The following is a 20,416-nucleotide window of genomic DNA, read 5'->3' on the forward strand; positions in this document are numbered from 1 at the left end:
TTTCTTGGCTCCATTTTCTCGCCAGGGTTTGGGAACCCTTGTTGTATTGCGGTCTAACGATGCGTAATAGCGACGTTTTTCAGGATTGAAGACGCCCGGTGCGTGGGGCCTTCCGTCTTCCCGGAAACATCTTCGACGGTGGAGCGGGGTCTGGACGTGGGCAATCTGGGTCCGACTATGCCCAATCTTTCTGTTCATTGTTTGCGAACCTGATCGGACGCGACACAATTGGAGAAAGGTTTGTGTGCTTGACCATGTCCACGTAGACTATCCTTCCATGGATTTTGGGCCCAATGACCGATGCCTGAGGTCGAACGCAAGTTAGCTACCATTCTCGCCACCGACGTTGTTGCATTTTCCAACATGATGGGTCGGGACGAGCTCGGTGCGCTGCGGTCTCTGAAAAGTTGTCTCGAATTGATCGAAGAGAGCATTGATGCTCACGGCGGCCGTGTATTCGGCGGCGCGGGCGATTCCCTGGTTGCTGAATTCTCCAGCCCATCGTCTGCCGTGTTGTGTGCGGTGGAGTTCCAGGACCGGATTGCAGAGCGCAACCGGGGCCGCTCCGAGTTGCAGCACATGTGGTTTCGCGTCGGTATCGAGCTGGGGGAGGTCATGGTTGATGGCGACAACCTTTATGGAGAAGGCGTCAACATTGCAGCCCGGTTGGAGGAATTGGGAAAGGTCGCGGGCGTTTGTATCTCGCACAAGGTTCATGAAGAGGTGCGTCACAGTCTCGCGTTGTCTTTTGTCGACTGCGGTGATCATGAGCTGAAGAACATTGACCACCCGGTACGGGTTTTTCATCTGAGATCACGAGAAAGAGACAACAACGTTCAGTCTTCTTGGGGAGGCGGCAAGGCTAGTCGCCCGACCTCTGCTTCTACCGGAAAGAGCCGTCAGCCGGATCATTCACTTGTGCTGCGGACTTTCAGCGTTGCCGGGGATGAGGAAGCGGAGTTTCTGGCAAAGGGGTTGAGAGACGGACTTGTCCGCAGTCTGAGCCGGCACTCCGAAATCGGGGTGATCCACGAGCAGTCCTCGCCAAATGCTGATGCTGATTACATCCTCGAAGGTTCTGTCCGCGGCCGAAGTGGCCGCCTGCGTCTGACGTTCAGCCTGATTGAAGCCGCCAATGGAACTCAGGTCTGGAGCGAACAGTATGATCGTGCGAGCAGTGACGACGTCTTCGATCTGGAAGAGCATATTTCATTGGGCGTGGCTGCTGCCATTCGCGTGAAATTGAAGATCGTCGAGTTCGAGCGGCTGAGAAACGCTTCGAATGACGAGTTGTCTGTGGGGGAGTTGCTCAGAAAGGGGGCAGCCTTTTTTGCTCACGGTCCCGGCGAAAACGACAAGGCGGAAGCGTGTCTGCGCGCCGCGATTGCTCGTGAACCGGACAATTCCATGGGGCTGGCGATGCTGTCCTATTGCCTGTTCCGACGGTTTGAGTTTTCGCCGGTGGCGCCACCCGCTGAAACGGGCAAGGCGATGAGCGAGATGGCCGAGCGGGCGGTAAAACTGAAACCGGACAGCTACTTTGCTCATCTGGTTGTCTCGATCCTGTCTCATGATCTGTCTGGTGATTTTGACCGTGCGCGCCTTCATGCCGAAGCTGCGCTGGACGTGAACCCCGATCTCTTGGGGGCGCATGGCATGATCGCGATTGTCGAATGTCACCTGGGAGAGGCAAAGGCAGGAGTGGCAGCACTAAAGCGTGTTCTCGATGTCAGCCGTGAAGATCCTCACCGTTTCCGCCATCAGCGCGAGTTCGCGATCGCCAATTTCGTTTCCGGAGATCTTGAGGCCGCCTCGGAGGTCATCGGACGCCTTGTTGAAAGCGATCCGCAAATGGAGCGCAACAAGCTGGTGCAATCGGCTTTGCTGTGGTTGCAGGGCAATGGGGATGCGGCTGTGAGCCTGGGGCGGCAACTGCTTGAGAATTATCCGAACTTGTCCGGTCTGACGAAGCGGCCTGTCCGGTTTGGTCGAACGGAAGATGCGGCCCGGTTCGAGGCTGCATTCTCAGCAGTCGGACTGGGTAAGGGGCTCAGGGATGCGCTCGATGGCTGACGAGGGCTGGATGCTGGATGGTAAGCGCTGACGGCAGTATCCCTGGCTAACGTGGCGGCTGAAAACCGAAGGCAATGCTTGAAGTGTGATGCGCAAAGGAAATCTGACTGAACATCCGGCCACTTCAAACAGAGCCTCGTCAATTTGCAGGTTTCCAAAATCTTTGAAAGCGCTTCAGCTGATCCGGAGTGCGATAATGCAATGCTATCCTCGTTACGAAGTGAGAACGGGTCATGATGGCAACTCTCGTCGGGCGAAGCGAGGAGGTCGTAAAATTCTCGATTTCCTTCAGTTGCTTGCGCTTTTACGTGAGGCAAGGCGATTTACCGTTGCAGTTCACTCACTGAAAGTCGCACTCACTCTCGCACCTCCTGGATCTGCGATGGCAAATCATGAACACGCCGTGCCGATCAAGGCAGTTCATTACCAATATTTCACTGGTATGCTTCCGGAGGCCTACTAGATCTTGGGCATGCAAACCGAATGCTCAGGGTCGTTTCCTGGCGGTCCCCGCAATCGTATTGCGAGACGTGACCAACGATGTGAGGACCGCCCATGAGAACCGTTTCAACACTATGCGTTGTTCTGTTTGCCGGATCGGCACATGCAGACGTGCTTCATCACTGGACCCAATTGAACGATGGACGCACACAGAGTTTTCGGGCGATCATCGATGATAGCACCTGTCCGGCAATTGTGATCGACGGTGAGCAGCACGCGATGAACGTGCGGGCTGGCGTAATGCCGGATTTTCCAAATCTCGTTTGCGAGTTCACGACGGATGCATCGGTTGCAAGCGCGCATGTGAATACACTCAGTTTTCCGATTCGTCCTCTAAAGGCGGACAAGATGCTCGTTATTGGCGATACCGGATGCCGGCTGAAAGACGGGTCGCCGGTTCAGGCTTGCAACGACCCTGAAGAATGGCCGTTTGAAACAGTTTCAGCCTCCATTGCAGATCAAGAGGCCGACTTCGCGATACATGTCGGCGACTACTACTATCGTGAAACCGAGTGCCTGGATCCGGCTGTTTGCGGTGAGACATATGGAGACACTTGGCGAACCTGGGAAGCCGATTTCTTTGCGCCCGGTCAGGCTATGCTTAGCACGCATCCTTTCGTTTTTGTGCGTGGCAATCATGAAAACTGCAATCGGGCCTGGCTAGGGTTCGATCGCTATCTGGCCGCCGGACCGATGCGTGACCCATTGATGTGTGACAACTATCAAGCACCTTTCGTGGTCGAGTTTGATGATTTGCAACTGCCTGTCATCGACAGTTCGACTCGTGACAGGGACACCTATACCTGGGACAGGCTCCGTGCCATGCAGGAACAGTTCACCGATATCCTGCCTCGGCTCGATAGGGAAACGCTTGTCCTGACCCATACTCCGCTGTGGGGCTACGGCAGCAAGAAGCGGGATTCCAATGAGTTGGAGACACTTGAGTCCATCCAGCGCGAGGCCTTTGCCGACATGCTGCCACGCCTCGTGTCAGGTGTTGTCGCAGGCGACTTGCATTTTGCGCAACTTGTTTCCACTCCCGGAAACCCCGTCCAGATCACGTTCGGAAACGGTGGCGTCTGGCTCTATACGACCCCGGAAGGACGAGTTGACGGTCTCCCGGTCGGCCATGGTGTGACGGGCGATGTATTCGGCTACAATCAATTCGGCTTCGGGATGATCGAGCGCAAGCAAGACGGGTTGGACGTCACGTTTTTCGATCAAAATGGTGAGGCAGCCGCAAACTGTGCCGCGCCAGCTTCCGTTGAGACCTGCGTCCCAGAAGGGGTTTAAGAGGTTACCGTGTGTCGAAACGGTGAAAAACATCCACACCGGACGGCAGGATGGTCTTCAGGCTTGACCGCTTTGCCGTTTCGGCGCTGAGACATCGGCGTGGAACTCCGCTGTACGTATCGATTTGGCCCCTTACCAAAAACCCATCTAAGATTGAATGCGTGTTCGATTGCAGGTCGGCCGAGATTGAACTGCGTTTTGGTGCAGGAGGGAGGAAGGCTATGTCTGGACGTAAGCGCATTCTGGTCACGGCTGGGCGGTTCATGCCTGCAACCGGTATTGTTCACGCACTTCACAAGGCCGGCGCCGCGGTTGAAGTTGCGGACAGTTTCGACGTAGCCCCGGCGTTACACTCCCGATTTATCGACAAGGCGCATATCGTGCCCGCTGCTTCACAGGACCCGATCGGATACACGAAAGAGATCGCAAGGATCGCACGCGACCGATCCATCGACCTGATACTTCCGACATTCGAGGATGGAATTTACCTCGCGCGCTACGCAGATCTTCTGCCTGTGCCAAGATTTGCAGCAGATTTCAATGTGTTGTCTGAGCTTCACGACAAAGCAGCTTTTGTCGGCGTTTGCGAGAGATTGGGACTGAAGACCCCGCCAACGAAGATCGCATTCAGCCACCAGGAACTGGTCGAAGCCATCGCGGGATTTGACGACTTCTTTGCCCGGCCGGCTTTCTCGCGTGCAGGGATCGGTCATTTGACCAGTCATGGCAAGGAGCTTGACAGCAAGAAACTCGAAAAGTGCGTTCCGACAAAGACAAATCCATGGCTTGTTCAGGAGTATGTCGAGGGCAAGGATACATGCGTCATGTGTATCGCGCGCGATGGAAATCCGATTGTCGTTTCCGTTTATGAGCCTGCAATTGCTGCCGGGGGCGGCTATTCGGTTCGGTTCACATCCATAGAAGATGCTGCCGCCATTGAGATCGTGTCGACCGTTTGCAGTGCCTATGACTACTCGGGGTTTATCGGCTTTGACTACCGGCGTACCGAAGATGGACCGATCCTGATGGAGTGCAATCCGCGTGTGACCGCCGGCGTTTTCCTGACCGATGAAATGGTTATCGGCGATGCGATCCTGAACGGGCGTAAGAGCCTGTTTCACGCTCCGGCCGGAAAGTCCCGGCAATATGACTCTTATCTCGTTTACGGGCGTGCAACTGATCAATCCACGCCGGAAGTCGTCAAGAGCCTTTTGTCAGCGAAGGACGCCCTGATCTCGCAGCGCGACTATCTGCCGTTTGTCTATTCGTTCATGGCGCGCTCTAAATACAAGCATCAGGCCTATGAAGAGCACAAATCGTTTTCGGATATTTTCCTTGGAGACATCATCTGGGATGGCTCGCCGCTGCCGGACGAGGCTTGAGCTGCAAGGCTGAAAACTTGCCCTCAGTTGTCCTTTTCATTGTTCTTGGAAGGGAATTGACCCAGGAAATCATTGGTCACGGTTTCCAGCGTCTCCAGCAGCTCCACACCGGTCTTGTTGGCTTCGTCCTTCGCGCCTTCCAGCACCATGGCTCGAATCGCTTCGACATAGCGCTTCATGAGCAGGATCGGCAGTTTTTCAGGAGAGGGAACGGTCTCGATCAGATGACAAAAGCTGGACGCAACCTGACCAACGAGCGGAAAACCGAGGGTCAGGGCCTGACCCTTGATGTTGTGTGCTGCCTGAAAGAGGGTCGCAAGCGTGTCTTCCGAAAGACCCCTGGACTGAACTTCGCTCCAGGCACCATTCAGCGCTTTGGTCTCATTGTCCATCCAGTTACCGAAGTGAGGCGACAGCCGCTCGAGTGCAGCCTCGGCCGCCTTTACCGGATCGAATTTCTTGGCTTCGCGCGGCGTCAGCTCGCGAACCTTGCTGCGCAAGTCTGAAGGGGGCGATACGATTTCGTATTCTTGTTCCTTGGCGGCATCAGCCATGGCAGCGGTTGTCCTTGTCTCGCGAAGCAGCACAGAATTTTGCTTGGCCGAGTATCGGCAAACATACTTAACAGGCTCTTTCCAGCAGCCGTTCTAGTACCGGAACATTTCCGTCAGGATGCGTTCATCCCAGCCGTGATCGGAATCGAACATGATGATGCCTTCCGACACCGCGGATTCGCTGACCGAGACATGTTTCACGCGGCGAATTTCCGTGTGATCGGCTGAAGCGCTGACCGGGCGCTTGTGCGGATTGAGAATTTCAATGTCGACCTTGGCCCAATTGGGCAGCAAAGCACCTCGCCAGCGGCGGGGACGGAAAGCACTGATGGGGGTGAGAGCCAGCAGTTGAGCGGAGATCGGCAGGATCGGACCATGGGCAGACAGGTTGTAGGCCGTGCTGCCGGCCGGCGTTGCAACAAGGCAGCCGTCGCAGACGAGTTCTTCCAGGCGCACCCTGTCATCGACCGAAATCTTGAGCCGTGCAGCTTGCGATGTTTGCCGGAGCAGAGAGACTTCATTGATGGCCAGGGCCTTGTGTTCTTCGCCTTCCTCGTCTGTCGCCGTCATTTCCAGAGGTCGAATGGTCGTGATGTCGGCTTTGGCAAGACGCTCTACCAGATCGTTGTTCTGATACTCGTTCATCAGAAAACCGACTGATCCGCGGTTCATGCCGTAGATGGGTTTGCCGCTTCCCATATGTGTATGAAGCGTTTGAAGCATCAGTCCATCGCCACCCAGAGCCACGATGACATCTGCTTCTTCTGCGGAGACGTTACCATAGCGGCTCGACAGATCCTTCAGTGCGGCCTGGGCTTCATTTGTATCGCTTGCGACAAATGCGAGCTTCTCCGCCGCAATTGGCTGGAGGCGCGAGTGCTGAGGAGGGGGCGCAGATTGGTTCATCGTCAAACGGATCTTTGCAGCTTCAATTTCTCTGGCTGTCCAAGAACTTAATCGAAGTTACCTGGATAGCGGGAGATGACAGATTGCACCATAGCGGGCAATGGTGCCTAGGGGTAAAAAAAGATTCAATTTACTGAGGGAGGGTTGGCAGTCATCCGTGTGGCCCAATTGATCAGTTAGAGCGTGCTGCGCCGGATGTACAGGAGGCGTTTTCCAGGAAAGTGCGCCATTCCAGAAACGGTACGATTGCGGAACGCTGGTCATCGATTTTCGCCGAGGTCAGACCCGCAACGCGCAGTCCATCCGGAGTTTGCAAAAGAAGAGGGCCGCCGGAGGCACCATTTTCGGTCGCGCAATCCGTGACCCAGCTTTTATGAGCGGCGCCAAGTATTTTGCAGGAAGTGACTACCGTCGGCAGGAAGCGGCGGCTGCGCCGGTAGCCGACCGCCTGAAAGCGGGTGGCTTTGCTTAACTGACCCGCTTTGTCCGTTTCCAGTGGAAGTACCGGAGGAAGTGCGCTTTTTTCCTTCAGGATGATGAGGCCGAAGTCGTTGTGAATGTCCCGTATTTTGGGGCGCTGTTCGGGAACGAAACCTTCTGGTGTCAGGATGCAATCTGCCTCCAGTCGCGCGGCGTATTCGTCCCGCCTGACGCCGGCGATGAAGAGCACGTCTTCCACCGGCAACGGCTTCCTGGTTCTGGCGTGATAGAGACAATGCGCCGCCGTGAGAACAACCTTTGGCGCAACGAGGGTCCCGGTGCACATGGAAGTGGTTCTGTAGCCGGCAAAATTTACGCGTCCAATCGAGCGCCAGGGAAAATCCGTGCTGTCGATCACCTTCAATTCGGGGTCGGCTGCTGGTGCGGAAACGGAGGTCGTTGCGATGAGGAGCGCTGCCGTCATGATCGAAGCCCAGAGCAATAACTTCGATTGCTTGAGGGGGCAGGCAAGTTTCAAAAATCTCATATCGACGGTCTGCTGTATCTGCTTGTTTGGTAGCTCGAAGCGCAACGAAAGCTGATTTCTATCTGGAAATGCGCTTCATTATCAGACAAGAAGGCGGTTGTTGCCAAGAGGTGAGCAAATGGTCCTGGAGTTGGGTTTGCAAGTGTCCCCAACGCACAGTCACGCATTCGTTTCGAGTGTAGAGCACGGAGTCGATGTGGTTGCCTGGAGGGCACATCAATAGCCATGCTGATGACGGTTTTTCGGACCAGTTGGCTGTCATGGTTCTGCAGAAAGCTCAATTCACCTAATTGTAAATGTTTATTATGATGCGATTTAATCGAGTGCGATCTTGTCTTGAGATATCTTGAATTGTTTCATTTTTACAAAAGGTTGGATCGTGAGTGAGTTTCAAGATGAAGTCATGACTCAGGTGTGTCGTGAGCGATTATTTGATGAGTGATATAAATCTGAGATCGTGTAGCTTTTGCGGTCCGGAGCGGGGCGGGTGAGATTGTCGACTTGGTGCAATTCCATCGGTAGGTACTTAAGTCCCGTGCGCTGAAATCGTGTGCATTGAATTTCTTTCTGCGAGTGCTGTTGTTGTTTCCTGAGGGTGTTGCGGTGTCTTGATCGCGGTCTATGCAGGTCGATTTTGCTGCGTCGCAGCATTTGTGTTGCATAAAAAATAGCCCTGCGCATAATAGAGGCATGAGCGGTGGGCTGACCATACTTGTCATAGATGAAAACCGGATGCGGGCTTCGATCATCGAGCAGGGATTGCGCGATGCAGGGCATGAGGAAGTCATTCTCGTTCACCAGATGGGCGGGATCGTCAGACGCATCGCGGAGGTCAATCCGGATGTGATCGTCATTGATCTTGAAAATCCCAATCGGGACCGGCTCGAGCACATGTTTCAGGTGTCTCGTGCGGTTCACCGTCCGATCGCCATGTTTGTAGACAGGGCTGACAGTCATTCGATCGAGGCGGCGGTTGATGCCGGCGTTTCCGCCTATGTCGTTGACGGTCTGACGCGGGAGAGGGTGAAGCCGATCATGGAAATGGCAATAAGCCGCTTCCGTGCGTTCTCGAAACTCGCCCGGGAGCTCGAAGAGGTCCGCAATGAGCTGGCTGACCGCAAGGTCATCGACAAGGCCAAGGGCATTCTCATGGCAACCAAGGCACTTTCAGAGCAGGAGGCATATGATCTCTTGAGGCGCACGGCCATGAGCCAGAACCGAAAGATCATTGACGTTGCACAGAGCCTGCTTATCGCAAGTGGACTGCTGGGAGACTGACGAGCGATGGGCGCTGTTTTGGTTCGGAAGGTGGAGAAGAATGGCTAGTCAATCAACTCGGATTATCGCCGGTTTTATTCCGCTTCTGGACTGTGCCGTGCTTGCGGTGGCACGCGAAAAGGGGTTTGCCGAGCAGGAAGGAATAGCACTGAAACTCGTTCGCGAAACCTCCTGGGCCAATATCCGGGACAGGATCGCGGTTGGCCATTTTGATGTGGCGCACATGTTGGCCCCCATGCCGATTGCCGCCAGCCTGAATTTGACCAGCCTCGCGGTTCCAATGCTGGCGCCCATGTTGCTCGGGCTCGGCGGTAACGCGATCACGGTTGCTCAATCGCTCTGGATGGAAATGGAAGCGGCAGGGGCTGATGCTGGGGGGGATCCAAAACCAACGGGCAAGGCGCTGGCATCCGTCATAAGCGCCCGCAGAGCTTCGGGGATGTCGCCTTTGCGTTTTGGCGTGGTACACCCGTTTTCCGGACATGCTTATGAATTGCGCTATTGGTTGGCCGCGGCCGGAATAGATCCTGATAACGATGTTGAAGTCACAGTGCTGGCGCCGCGTTTGATGGCCGATGCTCTCGCGGCTCACCAATTGGATGGCTACTGTGTCGGTGAGCCTTGGAACACGGTTGCCGTATTGGCAGGTACGGGCCGGATAGTGACCTACAAGCAAGCAATCTGGCCCGACAGTCCGGAAAAGGTGCTGGGTGTGAGCACAGATTGGGCCAGGGAAAATCCTGAATTGCTGTCCAGACTTATCAGGGCTTTGTCGGCAGCGGCCGACTGGTGTGCGTTGCCGGAAAACACCAACGAACTCGCAGAGCTTTTGTCCAAAAGAGAATATTTGAACTTATCAGCAGAAGCATGCATTCCTGCGCTGACCGGACGGATACGGTTCGGTCAACAGGGCGAAAATATGGTGCCCGGCTTCCTTTCCTTTGCTGGCGGTGTGAATGCCATGCCATCAATGGCTCACGGCAAATGGTTTTATGATCAGATGGTGCGTTGGGGCCAGGTGGAGCGTTCAATTAAGGCCCAGAGGCAAGCACAGGAAATCTTCTCTCCTGAAATCTATCTTGCCGCGTTGAACTTGCCGCATCCGGTTGGCACGAATGGCATTCGATTGTTCGATGGTGTTGATACTTGATTCGCCAGTCATTTGAGTGATGCCTGTTTTGAGGTCAATTCGCTGCGCTGCACAAAAAAAGATCAATTGCCTTTTGCTTTAGCCGATTAAACAAGCATCTCCCGAATTATCGAACGTTGCGAAAATCTATATAAGAATTTGAAAATAAACAAATAAAACCAAATTCTCAGAGTTGGCACGCTTCCTGCTTTTAAGGTTGAGTGGCCAATGCTGGCTCAATCTACAAAGCGTCCACTGAAGGGCGCACAGGCAAAGCCGCCGATCTGACTTGCATGCTTCCTCCTCCCACGCGTGCAGGGTCAGTCGGCGGCTTTTTGTTTGCGCCCGGCCCCGTTTTTTCACGGGCGAGGGACAGAAGAGGGAACAGGACGTGACAATGGCAAAATCAGCAAAAATCAGTCACGGGGTTGCGCTTGGCGCCTTGATGACAGCCGCAAATTTGGTGCCAGCCTCCGGCGCCTTTGCAGAGATGCTGGACGTGGAAAAGGACGAACTTACCTTCGGTTTCATCAAACTGACGGATATGGCACCGCTCGCCATCGCCTATGAGCTCGGCTACTTCGAAGAAGAGGGCCTGTTCGTTACTCTTGAGCCGCAGGCCAACTGGAAGGTTCTGCTCGACAGGGTCATTACCGGCGAACTCGACGGCGCGCACATGCTCGCCGGCCAACCGCTGGCAGCGACCATCGGCTTCGGCACCAAGGCTCATATCGTCACGCCGTTTTCCATGGACCTCAACGGCAACGGCATCACCGTTTCCAACGAGATCTGGGAGATGATGAAGCCGCACCTGGAAATGCAGGCAGACGGCAAGCCGGTACATCCTGTCAAGGCAACGGCGCTGAAACCGGTCGTCGACCAGTTCCTGGACGAGGGCAAGTCGTTCAACATGGGCATGGTCTTCCCGGTCTCAACCCACAATTACGAGCTGCGTTACTGGCTTGCTTCCGGCGACATTCATCCTGGCTTTTATTCGGAAGCAGACATTTCCGGTCAGATCCAGGCGGATGCGCTCTTGTCCGTGACGCCGCCGCCGCAGATGCCGGCAACGCTCGAGGCAGGCACCATTCACGGTTATTGCGTCGGCGAACCCTGGAACCAGCAGGCCGTATTCAAGGGGATCGGTGTTCCGGTCATTACCGACTACGAAATCTGGAAGAACAACCCTGAGAAGGTGTTCGGGCTGACCAAGGAATTCACCGAGGAAAATCCGAACACCACACTTGCCCTTACCAAGGCCATGATCCGCGCGGCCAAGTGGCTGGACGAGAATGAGAATGCCAACCGGATGGAAGCGGTCGAGATCCTGGCCCGCTCGGAATATGTCGGGGCGGATGCGGAAGTCATCGCCAATTCCATGACCGGCACTTTCGAATATGAGAAGGGCGACAAGCGCGACGTACCGGACTTCAACGTCTTTTATCGCTACCACGCGACCTATCCGTTCTACTCCGATGCCGTCTGGTATCTGACCCAGATGCGCCGCTGGGGTCAGATCGGCGAGTACAAGCCTGACAGCTGGTATGACGAAGTCGCCAAATCGGTCTATCGCCCGGACATCTACCTGAAAGCCGCTGAACTGCTGGTCGAAGAAGGTCATGTCGCCCAGGAAGACTTCCCCTGGGACTCCGATGGCTATCGTTTGCCGACACCGGCTGAGGACATCATCGACGGCATTCCCTACGACGGCAAACGGCCGAATGCCTACATCGACAGCCTGCCGATCGGACTGAAAGGTAAGCAGATCGTCGACGGAAACGAAGTCGTCGGAGGCTAGCGACCCCAAACTGGAGCGGCGAACGTAGCCTGCCGCTTCGCCTTTTTTCGAAAAACCAGATAGCGAAACCACGAAACGAGGACGCACAAATGGCCAATGCCGATACTGCAGGCGGTCAGAGTCTTGCCCGCGCCGAACGCCGGGAAAAGCTGTTCACACGAATAAACAAAGCTGCCGGCTGGCTGGATGCGCTTGGCCTGTCATGGACCGTGCCGCTTTTGAAAATCGCAGCCGGTGACAACCCGAAAGAACAACTCGGCGAACTCAGGCGGGTTCTTCTGATCCCGCTCCTGGGGATTGCGACGTTCCTGTTGCTTTGGGCCGTTCTTGCTCCCCAAGTCCAGACATCGCTTGGTGCGGTGCCCGGTCCGGCGCAGGTCTGGTCGCAAACAGTCAACCTGTGGGACGACCATCTACGCGAACGTGAAAAGGCAGCTGCCTTTTATGAGCGCCAGGACAAGCGCAACGCCAAATACGAGGCGGAAGGCAAAACCGACAAGATCAAGTTCCGCACCTATACCGGCAAGCCGACCTATATCGATCAGATCGGTACCTCGCTGAAAACCGTCGGTCTCGGTTTCCTGATTGCGACTATCATTGCGGTGCCGCTCGGGATCGCGTCCGGTCTGTCACGCACGATCAACGGCGCGATCAACCCGCTTATCCAGATCTTCAAGCCGGTGTCACCGCTCGCATGGTTGCCGATCGTGACGATGATCGTCTCGGCGACTTATGCCAACCCAGTCGACTGGCTGTCCAAGTCGCTGTTGATTTCTGCAGTGACCGTAACGCTCTGCTCCATGTGGCCGACCCTGATCAACACCGCGCTGGGCGTGGCATCCGTTGACAAGGACTTGATGAATGTCGGCCGTGTCCTGCAACTGCCGACCTGGAAGACCGTCACCAAACTGGTTCTGCCGTCCTCGCTGCCGCTGATCTTCACCGGGCTGCGCCTGTCGCTGGGCGTGGGCTGGATGGTGCTGATCGCCGCGGAAATGCTGGCGCAGAACCCGGGTCTCGGCAAGTTCGTCTGGGATGAGTTCCAGAACGGATCTTCCCAGTCACTGGCGAAAATCATGGTGGCGGTTCTGACCATCGGCATCATCGGCTTCATGCTGGACCGGCTGATGTATGCCTTGCAGCGCGCCTTCACCTTCTCGGCAAACCGGTAAGGAGACGGACATGTCCTTTCTGGAAATTTCCGCAGTCTCCAAGTCCTACGGCGAAGGCGCCGACCGGACCGACGTGCTGGAAGGTATCAGCCTCAAGGTGGAAGAGGGCGAGTTCATAGCCATTGTCGGTTTCTCCGGCACGGGCAAGACGACCCTGATTTCCCTGCTCGCCGGTTTGATCGAACCCGATCAGGGCGGGGTCATTTTCAAGGGCAAGGAGATCGAAGGTCCGAGCCCCGACCGCGGTGTTGTCTTCCAGTCCTATTCGCTGATGCCGTGGCTTTCGGTTGCCGGAAACGTTGCTCTGGCGGTGGACAGCGTCTTCAAGAAAAAGAGTGCCGCCGAGCGGAAGGCCATCTGCGACAAGTATATCGAGATGGTTGGACTGGGTTACGCCAAGGAGCGCAAGCCGTCGGAACTGTCGGGTGGCATGCGTCAGCGCGTGGCCGTGGCGCGTGCGCTCGCCATGCAACCGGAACTCCTGCTGCTGGATGAGCCGCTTTCCGCATTGGACGCACTCACCCGCTCCAAGCTTCAGGATGAATTTGCAGCGATCTGCGACGAGGAAAAGAAAACCATCATCCTCATCACCAACGACGTGGATGAAGCAATCCTCCTTGCCGACCGCATCATTCCATTGAAGCCGGGCACACCTGCAAGTCTTGGTCCGGAATTCAAGGTGCCGTTCAAGCGTCCCCGGGACAGGGGGAAACTCAATCATGATGAGGATTTCATCAGATTGCGCGCGGAAGTCACCGAATACCTGATGGCTGCCGGAGCCGAGCGCGGTGCGGTTCTGGAGCGGGATATCGTTCTGCCGAACATTGTTCCGATCACCCAGCGGAACAGACGCGGAGACAAGTTGCCCGCTGCCTATGAACGGGCGGCCGAGACGATCAATCAGGACCGGTATCTGGATTTCTCCCAGCTCAAGAAGGTCTATCCGACACCCAAGGGGCCGCTGACCGTTGTCGACGGTTTTGAGCTGAAGATGAAGAAGGGCGAGTTCATCACCCTGATCGGTCACTCCGGCTGCGGCAAGTCGACGGTGCTTTCCATGGTGGCGGGTCTCAATCCGATCACGGAAGGGGCGATTGTTCTGGATGGCACCCATGTTACGCAGGCAGGGCCCGACCGGGCGGTGGTTTTTCAGGCTCCGAGCCTGATGCCGTGGCTGACGGCCTATGAGAATGTTGAACTCGGGGTCGACAAGGTCTACCCGGACGCGACCAAGGCCGAAAAGCGGGACGTCATCGAATATTACCTGTCCAAGGTCGGTCTGGCCGATGCCATGCAGAAGGCGGCAGTTGACCTGTCCAACGGCATGAAGCAGCGTGTCGGCATCGCCCGCGCCTTCGCCCTGTCACCGAAGCTACTGCTTCTGGATGAACCGTTCGGCATGCTCGACAGCCTGACGCGCTGGGAACTTCAGGACGTTCTCATGGATGTCTGGAAGCGCACTCAGGTGACCGCGGTCTGCGTCACCCACGATGTCGACGAAGCGATCCTGCTGGCCGACCGCGTGGTGATGATGTCCAACGGACCGAATGCCCGTATCGGCAACATCATGGAAGTGGATCTGCCACGGCCGCGCTCGCGTAAGGAGTTGCTGGCCCATCCCGACTATTACGCCTACCGCGAGGAACTTCTGGACTTCCTGGAAGCTTATGAGGGCGGCGCCGATCCAAGTGAAGAACAACTGAAATCCATTCAGGAAAAGCGGGCTGCCCGCATGGCCCGGCAAAAAGCCACCATCGAAGCTGCCGAATGAAGGGGTGGAGGGAGAAAATGACCAAACAGAAACTCGTTATTGTCGGCAATGGAATGGCCCCCGGCCGGATGCTGGAATACCTGTTCGACAAGGACAAAGACGCTTACGATGTCACGATCTTCAACGCGGAGCCGCGGGTCAATTACAACCGGCTGATGCTGTCGCCGGTGCTGTCCGGCGAAAAGACCTACGAAGACATCATTACGCATGGCGATGACTGGTACGCCGAAAATGGCGTGACCCTGCACAAATCGGCGCGGATCAGCGAGATCGACCGGGACGCGAAAACGGTCACATCGGAAAACGGCATTACCGCATCCTACGACAAACTGGTGATCGCGACCGGTTCCAATCCATTCATCATCCCGCTGCCGGGCAAGGACCTTGACGGGGTTCTGACCTATCGGGATCTGGACGATGTCGACAAGATGCTGGACGCGGCGAAGGGCGGCGGACGGGCCGTCGTCATCGGTGGCGGTCTGCTGGGGCTGGAAGCAGCCGCCGGTCTCAAGATGCAGGGGATGGATGTCACCGTCCTGCACCTGATGCCGACCTTGATGGAACGGCAACTCGATCCGGCGGCCGGTTTTCTTCTGGAAGAGGAATTCAAGCGCCGTGGCATTGACGTTCTGACAAAGGCCGACAGCCATGAAATCGTCGATGATGGAACAGGCAAGGTCAAAGCCATCCGCCTGGATGACGGCACTGAGATCGAGGCCAGCATCGTGGTGATGGCGGTCGGGATCCGGCCATCGGCGGATCTTGCCAAGTCCGTCGGCCTGGACGTCAACCGCGGTATTCTCGTTGGCAACGACTTGCGCACGAGCGATGAAGACATCTTCGCGCTGGGCGAATGCGTCGAACATCGCGGCATGTGTTATGGCTTGGTAGCGCCGCTTTACGAGATGGCGGAAGTCATTGCTGACAACCTGCTTGAAGGGGCTTCGGAATACACCGGCTCGGTGACCGCGACCAAGCTGAAAGTCACCGGTGTCGATCTTTATTCCGCGGGCGACTTTGCCGAAGGCGATGATCGCGAGGAAATTGTCCTGCGTGACGCCTCCGCCGGTGTCTACAAGCGTCTTGTCCTCAAGGGCAACAGGATTATTGGGGCTGTGCTTTACGGCGAAACGGCTGACGGCCCTTGGTTCTTCGACCTGCTCAAGAAGGAGACCGACGTCTCCGAAATGCGCGAAACACTTATATTCGGCCAGGCCTATCAGGGGGGCGCCCCTCTGGACCCTACGGTGGCCGTTGCAGCCTTGCCGGATGATGCGGAAATCTGCGGCTGCAACGGCGTTTGCAAGGGAAAGATTGTCACGGCGATCAAGGACAAGGGGCTTACCACGCTGGACGATGTGCGTGCCCACACCAAGGCGTCCGCATCCTGTGGCACCTGCACCGGACTGGTCGAACAGCTCATGCAGTCTACGCTCGGCGATGCCTACAATCCGGCGGCTGTCACGCCAATGTGCGGCTGCACGCCCCTTGGCCATGACGAAGTTCGCAGGCTGATCAGATCCAAAGAGCTCAAATCAATTCCGGCGGTCATGCAGGAGCTTGAATGGGGCTCTTCCGGCGGCTGCGCCAAATGCCGTCCGGCACTCAACTACTATCTCGTGTCCGACTGGCCGAGCGAATATGCGGACGATTATCAGTCCCGCTTCATCAATGAGCGTGTTCACGCCAACATCCAGAAGGACGGGACCTATTCCGTGGTGCCGCGCATGTGGGGCGGCGTGACCTCGTCCAAGGAGTTGCGGGCGATTGCGGATGTTGTCGATAAATTCGACATTCCGACGGTTAAATGCACCGGTGGTCAGCGCATCGACATGCTCGGCATCAAGAAGGAAGACCTTCCGGCGGTTTGGGCCGATCTCGGCAAGGCTGGATTTGTGTCCGGGCAGGCCTATGCGAAAGGGCTGCGGACAGTGAAGACCTGCGTCGGTTCTGATTGGTGCCGTTTCGGAACACAGGATTCAACAGGACTAGGTATCAGGCTTGAGAAGTTCATGTGGGGCTCATGGACACCTGCCAAGTTAAAACTGGCCGTCTCCGGCTGTCCGCGCAACTGTGCCGAAGCTACCTGCAAGGACATCGGCATCGTCTGCGTCGACAGCGGTTACGAAATCCACTTTGCCGGGGCCGCTGGTCTCGACATCAAGGGGACCGAAATTCTCGGGCTGGTGAAGACCGAGGACGAAGCGCTCGAACATGTGGTGGCGCTGACCCAGATGTACCGAGAGCAGGGGCACTATCTGGAGCGGATCTACAAGTGGGCCAAGCGTGTCGGCCATGATGAGGTCCGCAGCCAGATCATGAACGATGTCGACAGGCGCAAGGCTTATTTCGACCGCTTTGTCTTCTCTCAGAAATTTGCTCAGGTAGATCCCTGGTCGGAACGGGTTTCCGGCAAGGACAAACACGAATTCAAGCCGATGGCAGTTCTGCAGACGGAGGCGGCCGAATGAACGCGGAAACCAGAAACTGGGTGGCCATCGGCGACCTTGCCGACATCCCACGCGAAGGTGCGCGGGTGGTGAAGACGGATGCCGGCTGTGTTGCCGTTTTCCGCACCGTGCACGACGAAGTCTACGCCATTGACGACCGGTGTCCGCACAAGGGCGGCCCGCTCAGCCAGGGCATCGTTCATGGAACGTCAGTGACCTGCCCGTTGCACAACTGGGTCTTCGATTTGGCAACCGGCCTCGCCAAGGGGGCGGATGAAGGTTCGGTCGCTGTCACGGCTGCCAAGGTCGAGGGCGGCAAGGTTCTGTTGGCGGCAGACGATCTTGCGCGCCGTGCCGGATAACCATCCATCCATGTTGCGCCCATGGTTCCATCAGACACCCAGAACAATTCCCACGCTCCAGGGTCTGGAGAGGAAACGGAAAGGAGGGCAGGGTGAGCGCCGAAAATCCGACTGAAACGGTCAAGACCACATGCCCTTATTGCGGTGTCGGTTGCGGCGTGCTTGCAACGCCGCAGCCTGATGGCAGCGTTTCCATCACAGGCGATCCCGATCACCCGTCGAATTTCGGGCGGTTGTGTTCAAAGGGATCGGCTCTTGGCGACACACTGTCGCTGGAGGATCGTCTGCTCTTTCCGGAAATCGGCGGCAATCGGAGCGACTGGGATTCGGCGCTCGATCTTGTCAAAAAAAAGTTCTCGCGCGCAGTTGAAGAACACGGTCCGGACAGCGTCGCCTTTTATGTTTCCGGCCAAATCCTGACCGAGGACTATTACGTCGCTAACAAACTGATGAAGGGGTTCATCGGCTCGGCCAACATTGATACCAATTCCCGCCTGTGCATGGCGTCATCTGTGGCTGGTCATCGTCGGGCCTTCGGTTCCGACACGGTGCCGGGAACCTATGAGGATCTTGAGCTGGCGGATCTGGTCGTGCTGGTCGGTTCCAACCTCGCCTGGTGTCATCCGGTGCTGTTTCAGCGGCTGGAAGCGGCAAAGGTCGCTAACCCGGCAATGCGGATTGTCGTGATTGACCCGCGCCAGACGGCGACCTGTGCCCTTGCCGATCTGCATCTGGCAATAAAGCCGGATACGGATGTTGCCCTGTTCAACGGGTTGCTTGCGTTTCTGGCCGAAGCGGATGTTCTGGACCGCAGTTATATCAATCGTTTCACCGAAGGTTTTGACACTGCGATTCAAGCTGCAGAGCCCTGCGAAATTGGACTGATCGCCGAGAAGACGGGGCTGTCGCGCCGGGACATCGCGTTGTTCTACAAGATGGTTGCGCGCAACGAGAAGACGGTGACCGTCTATAGTCAGGGCGTCAATCAATCAGTCGTCGGCACCGACAAGGTCAACGCCATCATCAACACTCATCTGGCAACCGGCAGGATCGGCAAGCCGGGCATGGGGCCGTTTTCCGTCACCGGACAGCCCAATGCCATGGGTGGACGCGAAGTCGGTGGTCTGGCGAACATGCTTGCCGGACATATGGCTCTGGAAAATCCGCATCACCGCGAGATCGTCAGGGAGTTCTGGCAAAGCCCTGTCATCGCCGAAGAACCAGGCCTGAAGGCCGTGGATCTTTTTCAAGCGGTCAAGGCCGGCAAGATCAAGGCGCTCTGGATCATGGCGACCAGTCCGGTCGACAGTCTGCCGGATGCGGATGGTGTTGCGGAGGCACTGAAAGCCTGTCCATTCGTTGTGGTCTCCGAAGTCACGAAAACGGCGGCCACGGTGCGGTATGCCGATGTTCTGCTTCCCTCAGCCGCCTGGGGAGAAAAGGATGGGACAGTCACCAATTCTGAACGGCGAATTTCCCGGCAAAGGCAGTTTCTGGATCTTCCTGGAGATGTTCGGCCGGATTGGTGGCAGTTGACGGAAATCGGCAGGCGTTTGGGCTACAGAGAAGCGTTCTCGTATTCGGGGCCAGCTGCGATCTTTCGCGAACATGCTGCACTTTCAGGTCACAGAAATGGCGGCACCCGGGATTTCGATATCGGTGCGGTCAGGAATATATCCGACCCGGTCTACAGTGAACTGTCACCTTTTCAATGGCCACGACCGACTGAAACCGCACCCGCACAAACGCGATTTTTTGCAAACGGCAACTTCTTCACAGACGGGCGGAAGGGGCAATTCATTCCCGTCGCCTATAAGGTCCCGAAAAAACGCGAGCGGAACTATCCGTTTGTCCTGAACACCGGCCGTATCCGCGACCAGTGGCACACCATGACCCGCAGCGGCAAAGCTGCCCGGCTGATGTCCCACATTGCGGAGCCTTTCGTGGAAATACATCCCGATGACGCTGCGGTGCAGGGCATTTCGGCAGCAGACATCGTCGAAGTGAAAAGCTCTTATGGCAAAGCGGTCGTTCGAGCGCTGGTCACCGAGCGTGTCCGCAAAGGCAATGTCTATGTTCCGATGCACTGGACCAGCAGGTTTGCCTCATGCGCCCGGATCGATGCCGTGGTTGCTCCGGAAACGGACTCTCATTCGGGGCAGCCGGGTTCCAAATTTACGCCGGTGTCGATCGCCAGGAAGGACATGGGCTGGTTCGGGTTCGCTGTTTTGAAAGAAAGGCCTCGCAACCTGTCGATGGACTACTGGGCTCTGGCACCCGTTGAAGGCGGATATCGGTTGGAATTTGCTGCGAAAAGCGATGCCGATTTCCAGAAGATCGCCGCAAGCATCATCGAAACATCTGACGTCTTTTTGCGCGCTGATGATAGCGCCGCAGGTTGGTGCAGACTGGCTTACTGGTCGGACGACACTTTGCTGGCTGCATTCTTTTTCTCCAAAGGACCGGTTGAGGTGACCAGGCAATGGGCGTGCGGCCTCCTGACGGCAACACCGATGTCAAGGCAGAAACGGTTCCAGGTGCTCGCCGGGCGACCGCCCGGGGACCGGCCTGATCCTGGCGCAACGGTTTGTTCCTGTTTTCAGATTGGTTGCAATCAGATTGCGGAAGCAGCTCGGCAGGGGGTCGAGACGCTGCAGGAAATTGGTGCCCGTCTGAAAGCGGGAACCAATTGTGGCTCATGCCGGTCTGAAATTCAGGCATTGCTCGATGACCATGTTCAGGAGGATCTCAATGGCGATGATCTTGCACGAACGGGGTGA

The 20,416-nt window shown here is 56.5% G+C and carries 14 protein-coding genes; 11 read left to right on the forward strand and 3 right to left on the reverse strand.

Annotation, left to right across the window (positions count from 1 at the left end):
- Positions 1–300: 300 nt before the first annotated feature.
- The 3 genes from ABLQ08_RS12920 (at position 301) to ABLQ08_RS12930 (ending at position 5,249) form a co-directional block, all read left to right on the forward strand.
- Entirely contained in the window at positions 301–2,073 is a 1,773-nt protein-coding gene (locus tag ABLQ08_RS12920) for an adenylate/guanylate cyclase domain-containing protein (protein WP_352942763.1), read from the forward strand.
- Positions 2,074–2,628: 555 nt separating this feature from the next.
- Positions 2,629–3,867 carry a metallophosphoesterase gene (locus ABLQ08_RS12925; protein WP_352942766.1) on the forward strand — a complete coding sequence of 413 codons (1,239 nt, stop codon included), beginning with the start codon at positions 2,629–2,631 and terminating at the stop codon, positions 3,865–3,867.
- A 221-nt stretch (positions 3,868–4,088) separates the two neighbouring features.
- Positions 4,089–5,249 carry an ATP-grasp domain-containing protein gene (locus tag ABLQ08_RS12930; RefSeq protein ID WP_352942768.1) on the forward strand — a complete coding sequence of 387 codons (1,161 nt, stop codon included), beginning with the start codon at positions 4,089–4,091 and terminating at the stop codon, positions 5,247–5,249.
- Positions 5,250–5,272: 23 nt separating this feature from the next.
- On the opposite strand, the gene ABLQ08_RS12935 is transcribed toward ABLQ08_RS12930, so the two are convergent.
- From ABLQ08_RS12935 to ABLQ08_RS12945, 3 genes are all read right to left on the reverse strand, one after another.
- On the reverse strand, positions 5,273–5,803 hold the full coding sequence (locus tag ABLQ08_RS12935; protein ID WP_352942771.1) for an Hpt domain-containing protein: 531 nt from the start codon (positions 5,801–5,803) through the stop codon (positions 5,273–5,275).
- Positions 5,804–5,896: 93 nt separating this feature from the next.
- A complete protein-coding gene (locus tag ABLQ08_RS12940; RefSeq protein ID WP_352942774.1) occupies positions 5,897–6,709 on the reverse strand; it encodes an NAD kinase in 813 nt (270 codons plus the stop codon).
- 172 nt (positions 6,710–6,881) lie between these two features.
- Positions 6,882–7,676: a trypsin-like serine peptidase gene (locus ABLQ08_RS12945; protein WP_352942777.1), complete on the reverse strand. Its 795-nt coding sequence runs from the start codon at positions 7,674–7,676 to the stop codon at positions 6,882–6,884.
- Positions 7,677–8,366: 690 nt separating this feature from the next.
- Here ABLQ08_RS12945 and ABLQ08_RS12950 point away from each other — a divergent pair.
- From ABLQ08_RS12950 to ABLQ08_RS12985, 8 genes are all read left to right on the forward strand, one after another.
- Positions 8,367–8,954, forward strand: coding sequence for an ANTAR domain-containing response regulator (locus ABLQ08_RS12950; RefSeq protein WP_352942780.1), 588 nt, complete (start codon positions 8,367–8,369; stop codon positions 8,952–8,954).
- Between the two features lie 40 nt (positions 8,955–8,994).
- The gene (locus ABLQ08_RS12955; RefSeq protein ID WP_352942782.1) at positions 8,995–10,104 is read left to right on the forward strand and encodes a CmpA/NrtA family ABC transporter substrate-binding protein; all 1,110 of its coding nucleotides are present in this window, start codon (positions 8,995–8,997) and stop codon (positions 10,102–10,104) included.
- 424 nt (positions 10,105–10,528) lie between these two features.
- Positions 10,529–11,881: a CmpA/NrtA family ABC transporter substrate-binding protein gene (locus tag ABLQ08_RS12960; RefSeq protein WP_352944385.1), complete on the forward strand. Its 1,353-nt coding sequence runs from the start codon at positions 10,529–10,531 to the stop codon at positions 11,879–11,881.
- Positions 11,882–11,970: 89 nt separating this feature from the next.
- The gene (locus tag ABLQ08_RS12965; RefSeq protein WP_352942785.1) at positions 11,971–13,053 is read left to right on the forward strand and encodes an ABC transporter permease; all 1,083 of its coding nucleotides are present in this window, start codon (positions 11,971–11,973) and stop codon (positions 13,051–13,053) included.
- A gap of 10 nt (positions 13,054–13,063) precedes the next feature.
- Positions 13,064–14,824, forward strand: a complete 1,761-nt coding sequence (locus ABLQ08_RS12970) for an ABC transporter ATP-binding protein (protein ID WP_352942788.1) — start codon at positions 13,064–13,066, stop codon at positions 14,822–14,824.
- Between the two features lie 17 nt (positions 14,825–14,841).
- Positions 14,842–17,295, forward strand: a complete 2,454-nt coding sequence (gene nirB, locus ABLQ08_RS12975; protein ID WP_352942791.1) for a nitrite reductase large subunit NirB — start codon at positions 14,842–14,844, stop codon at positions 17,293–17,295.
- Entirely contained in the window at positions 17,292–17,636 is a 345-nt protein-coding gene (gene nirD, locus ABLQ08_RS12980) for a nitrite reductase small subunit NirD (RefSeq protein ID WP_352942794.1), read from the forward strand. The genes nirB and nirD overlap by 4 nt, the downstream gene beginning before the upstream one ends.
- A 92-nt stretch (positions 17,637–17,728) precedes the next feature.
- Entirely contained in the window at positions 17,729–20,416 is a 2,688-nt protein-coding gene (locus tag ABLQ08_RS12985; protein ID WP_352942796.1) for a nitrate reductase, read from the forward strand.

It is taken from the genome of Roseibium sp. SCP14, assembly GCF_040329475.1.
Lineage (GTDB): Bacteria > Pseudomonadota > Alphaproteobacteria > Rhizobiales > Stappiaceae > Roseibium.

Excerpts from the sequence above, each read along its gene's own strand:
- ABLQ08_RS12920 (WP_352942763.1), top strand. The coding sequence starts at position 301 with ATGCCTGAGGTCGAACGCAAGTTAGCTACCATTCTCGCCACCGACGTT.
- ABLQ08_RS12925 (WP_352942766.1), top strand. The coding sequence starts at position 2,629 with ATGAGAACCGTTTCAACACTATGCGTTGTTCTGTTTGCCGGATCGGCA.
- ABLQ08_RS12930 (WP_352942768.1), top strand. The coding sequence starts at position 4,089 with ATGTCTGGACGTAAGCGCATTCTGGTCACGGCTGGGCGGTTCATGCCT.
- ABLQ08_RS12935 (WP_352942771.1), bottom strand. The coding sequence starts at position 5,803 with ATGGCTGATGCCGCCAAGGAACAAGAATACGAAATCGTATCGCCCCCT.
- ABLQ08_RS12940 (WP_352942774.1), bottom strand. The coding sequence starts at position 6,709 with ATGAACCAATCTGCGCCCCCTCCTCAGCACTCGCGCCTCCAGCCAATT.
- ABLQ08_RS12945 (WP_352942777.1), bottom strand. The coding sequence starts at position 7,676 with ATGAGATTTTTGAAACTTGCCTGCCCCCTCAAGCAATCGAAGTTATTG.
- ABLQ08_RS12950 (WP_352942780.1), top strand. The coding sequence starts at position 8,367 with ATGAGCGGTGGGCTGACCATACTTGTCATAGATGAAAACCGGATGCGG.
- ABLQ08_RS12955 (WP_352942782.1), top strand. The coding sequence starts at position 8,995 with ATGGCTAGTCAATCAACTCGGATTATCGCCGGTTTTATTCCGCTTCTG.
- ABLQ08_RS12960 (WP_352944385.1), top strand. The coding sequence starts at position 10,529 with ATGACAGCCGCAAATTTGGTGCCAGCCTCCGGCGCCTTTGCAGAGATG.
- ABLQ08_RS12965 (WP_352942785.1), top strand. The coding sequence starts at position 11,971 with ATGGCCAATGCCGATACTGCAGGCGGTCAGAGTCTTGCCCGCGCCGAA.
- ABLQ08_RS12970 (WP_352942788.1), top strand. The coding sequence starts at position 13,064 with ATGTCCTTTCTGGAAATTTCCGCAGTCTCCAAGTCCTACGGCGAAGGC.
- nirB (WP_352942791.1), top strand. The coding sequence starts at position 14,842 with ATGACCAAACAGAAACTCGTTATTGTCGGCAATGGAATGGCCCCCGGC.
- nirD (WP_352942794.1), top strand. The coding sequence starts at position 17,292 with ATGAACGCGGAAACCAGAAACTGGGTGGCCATCGGCGACCTTGCCGAC.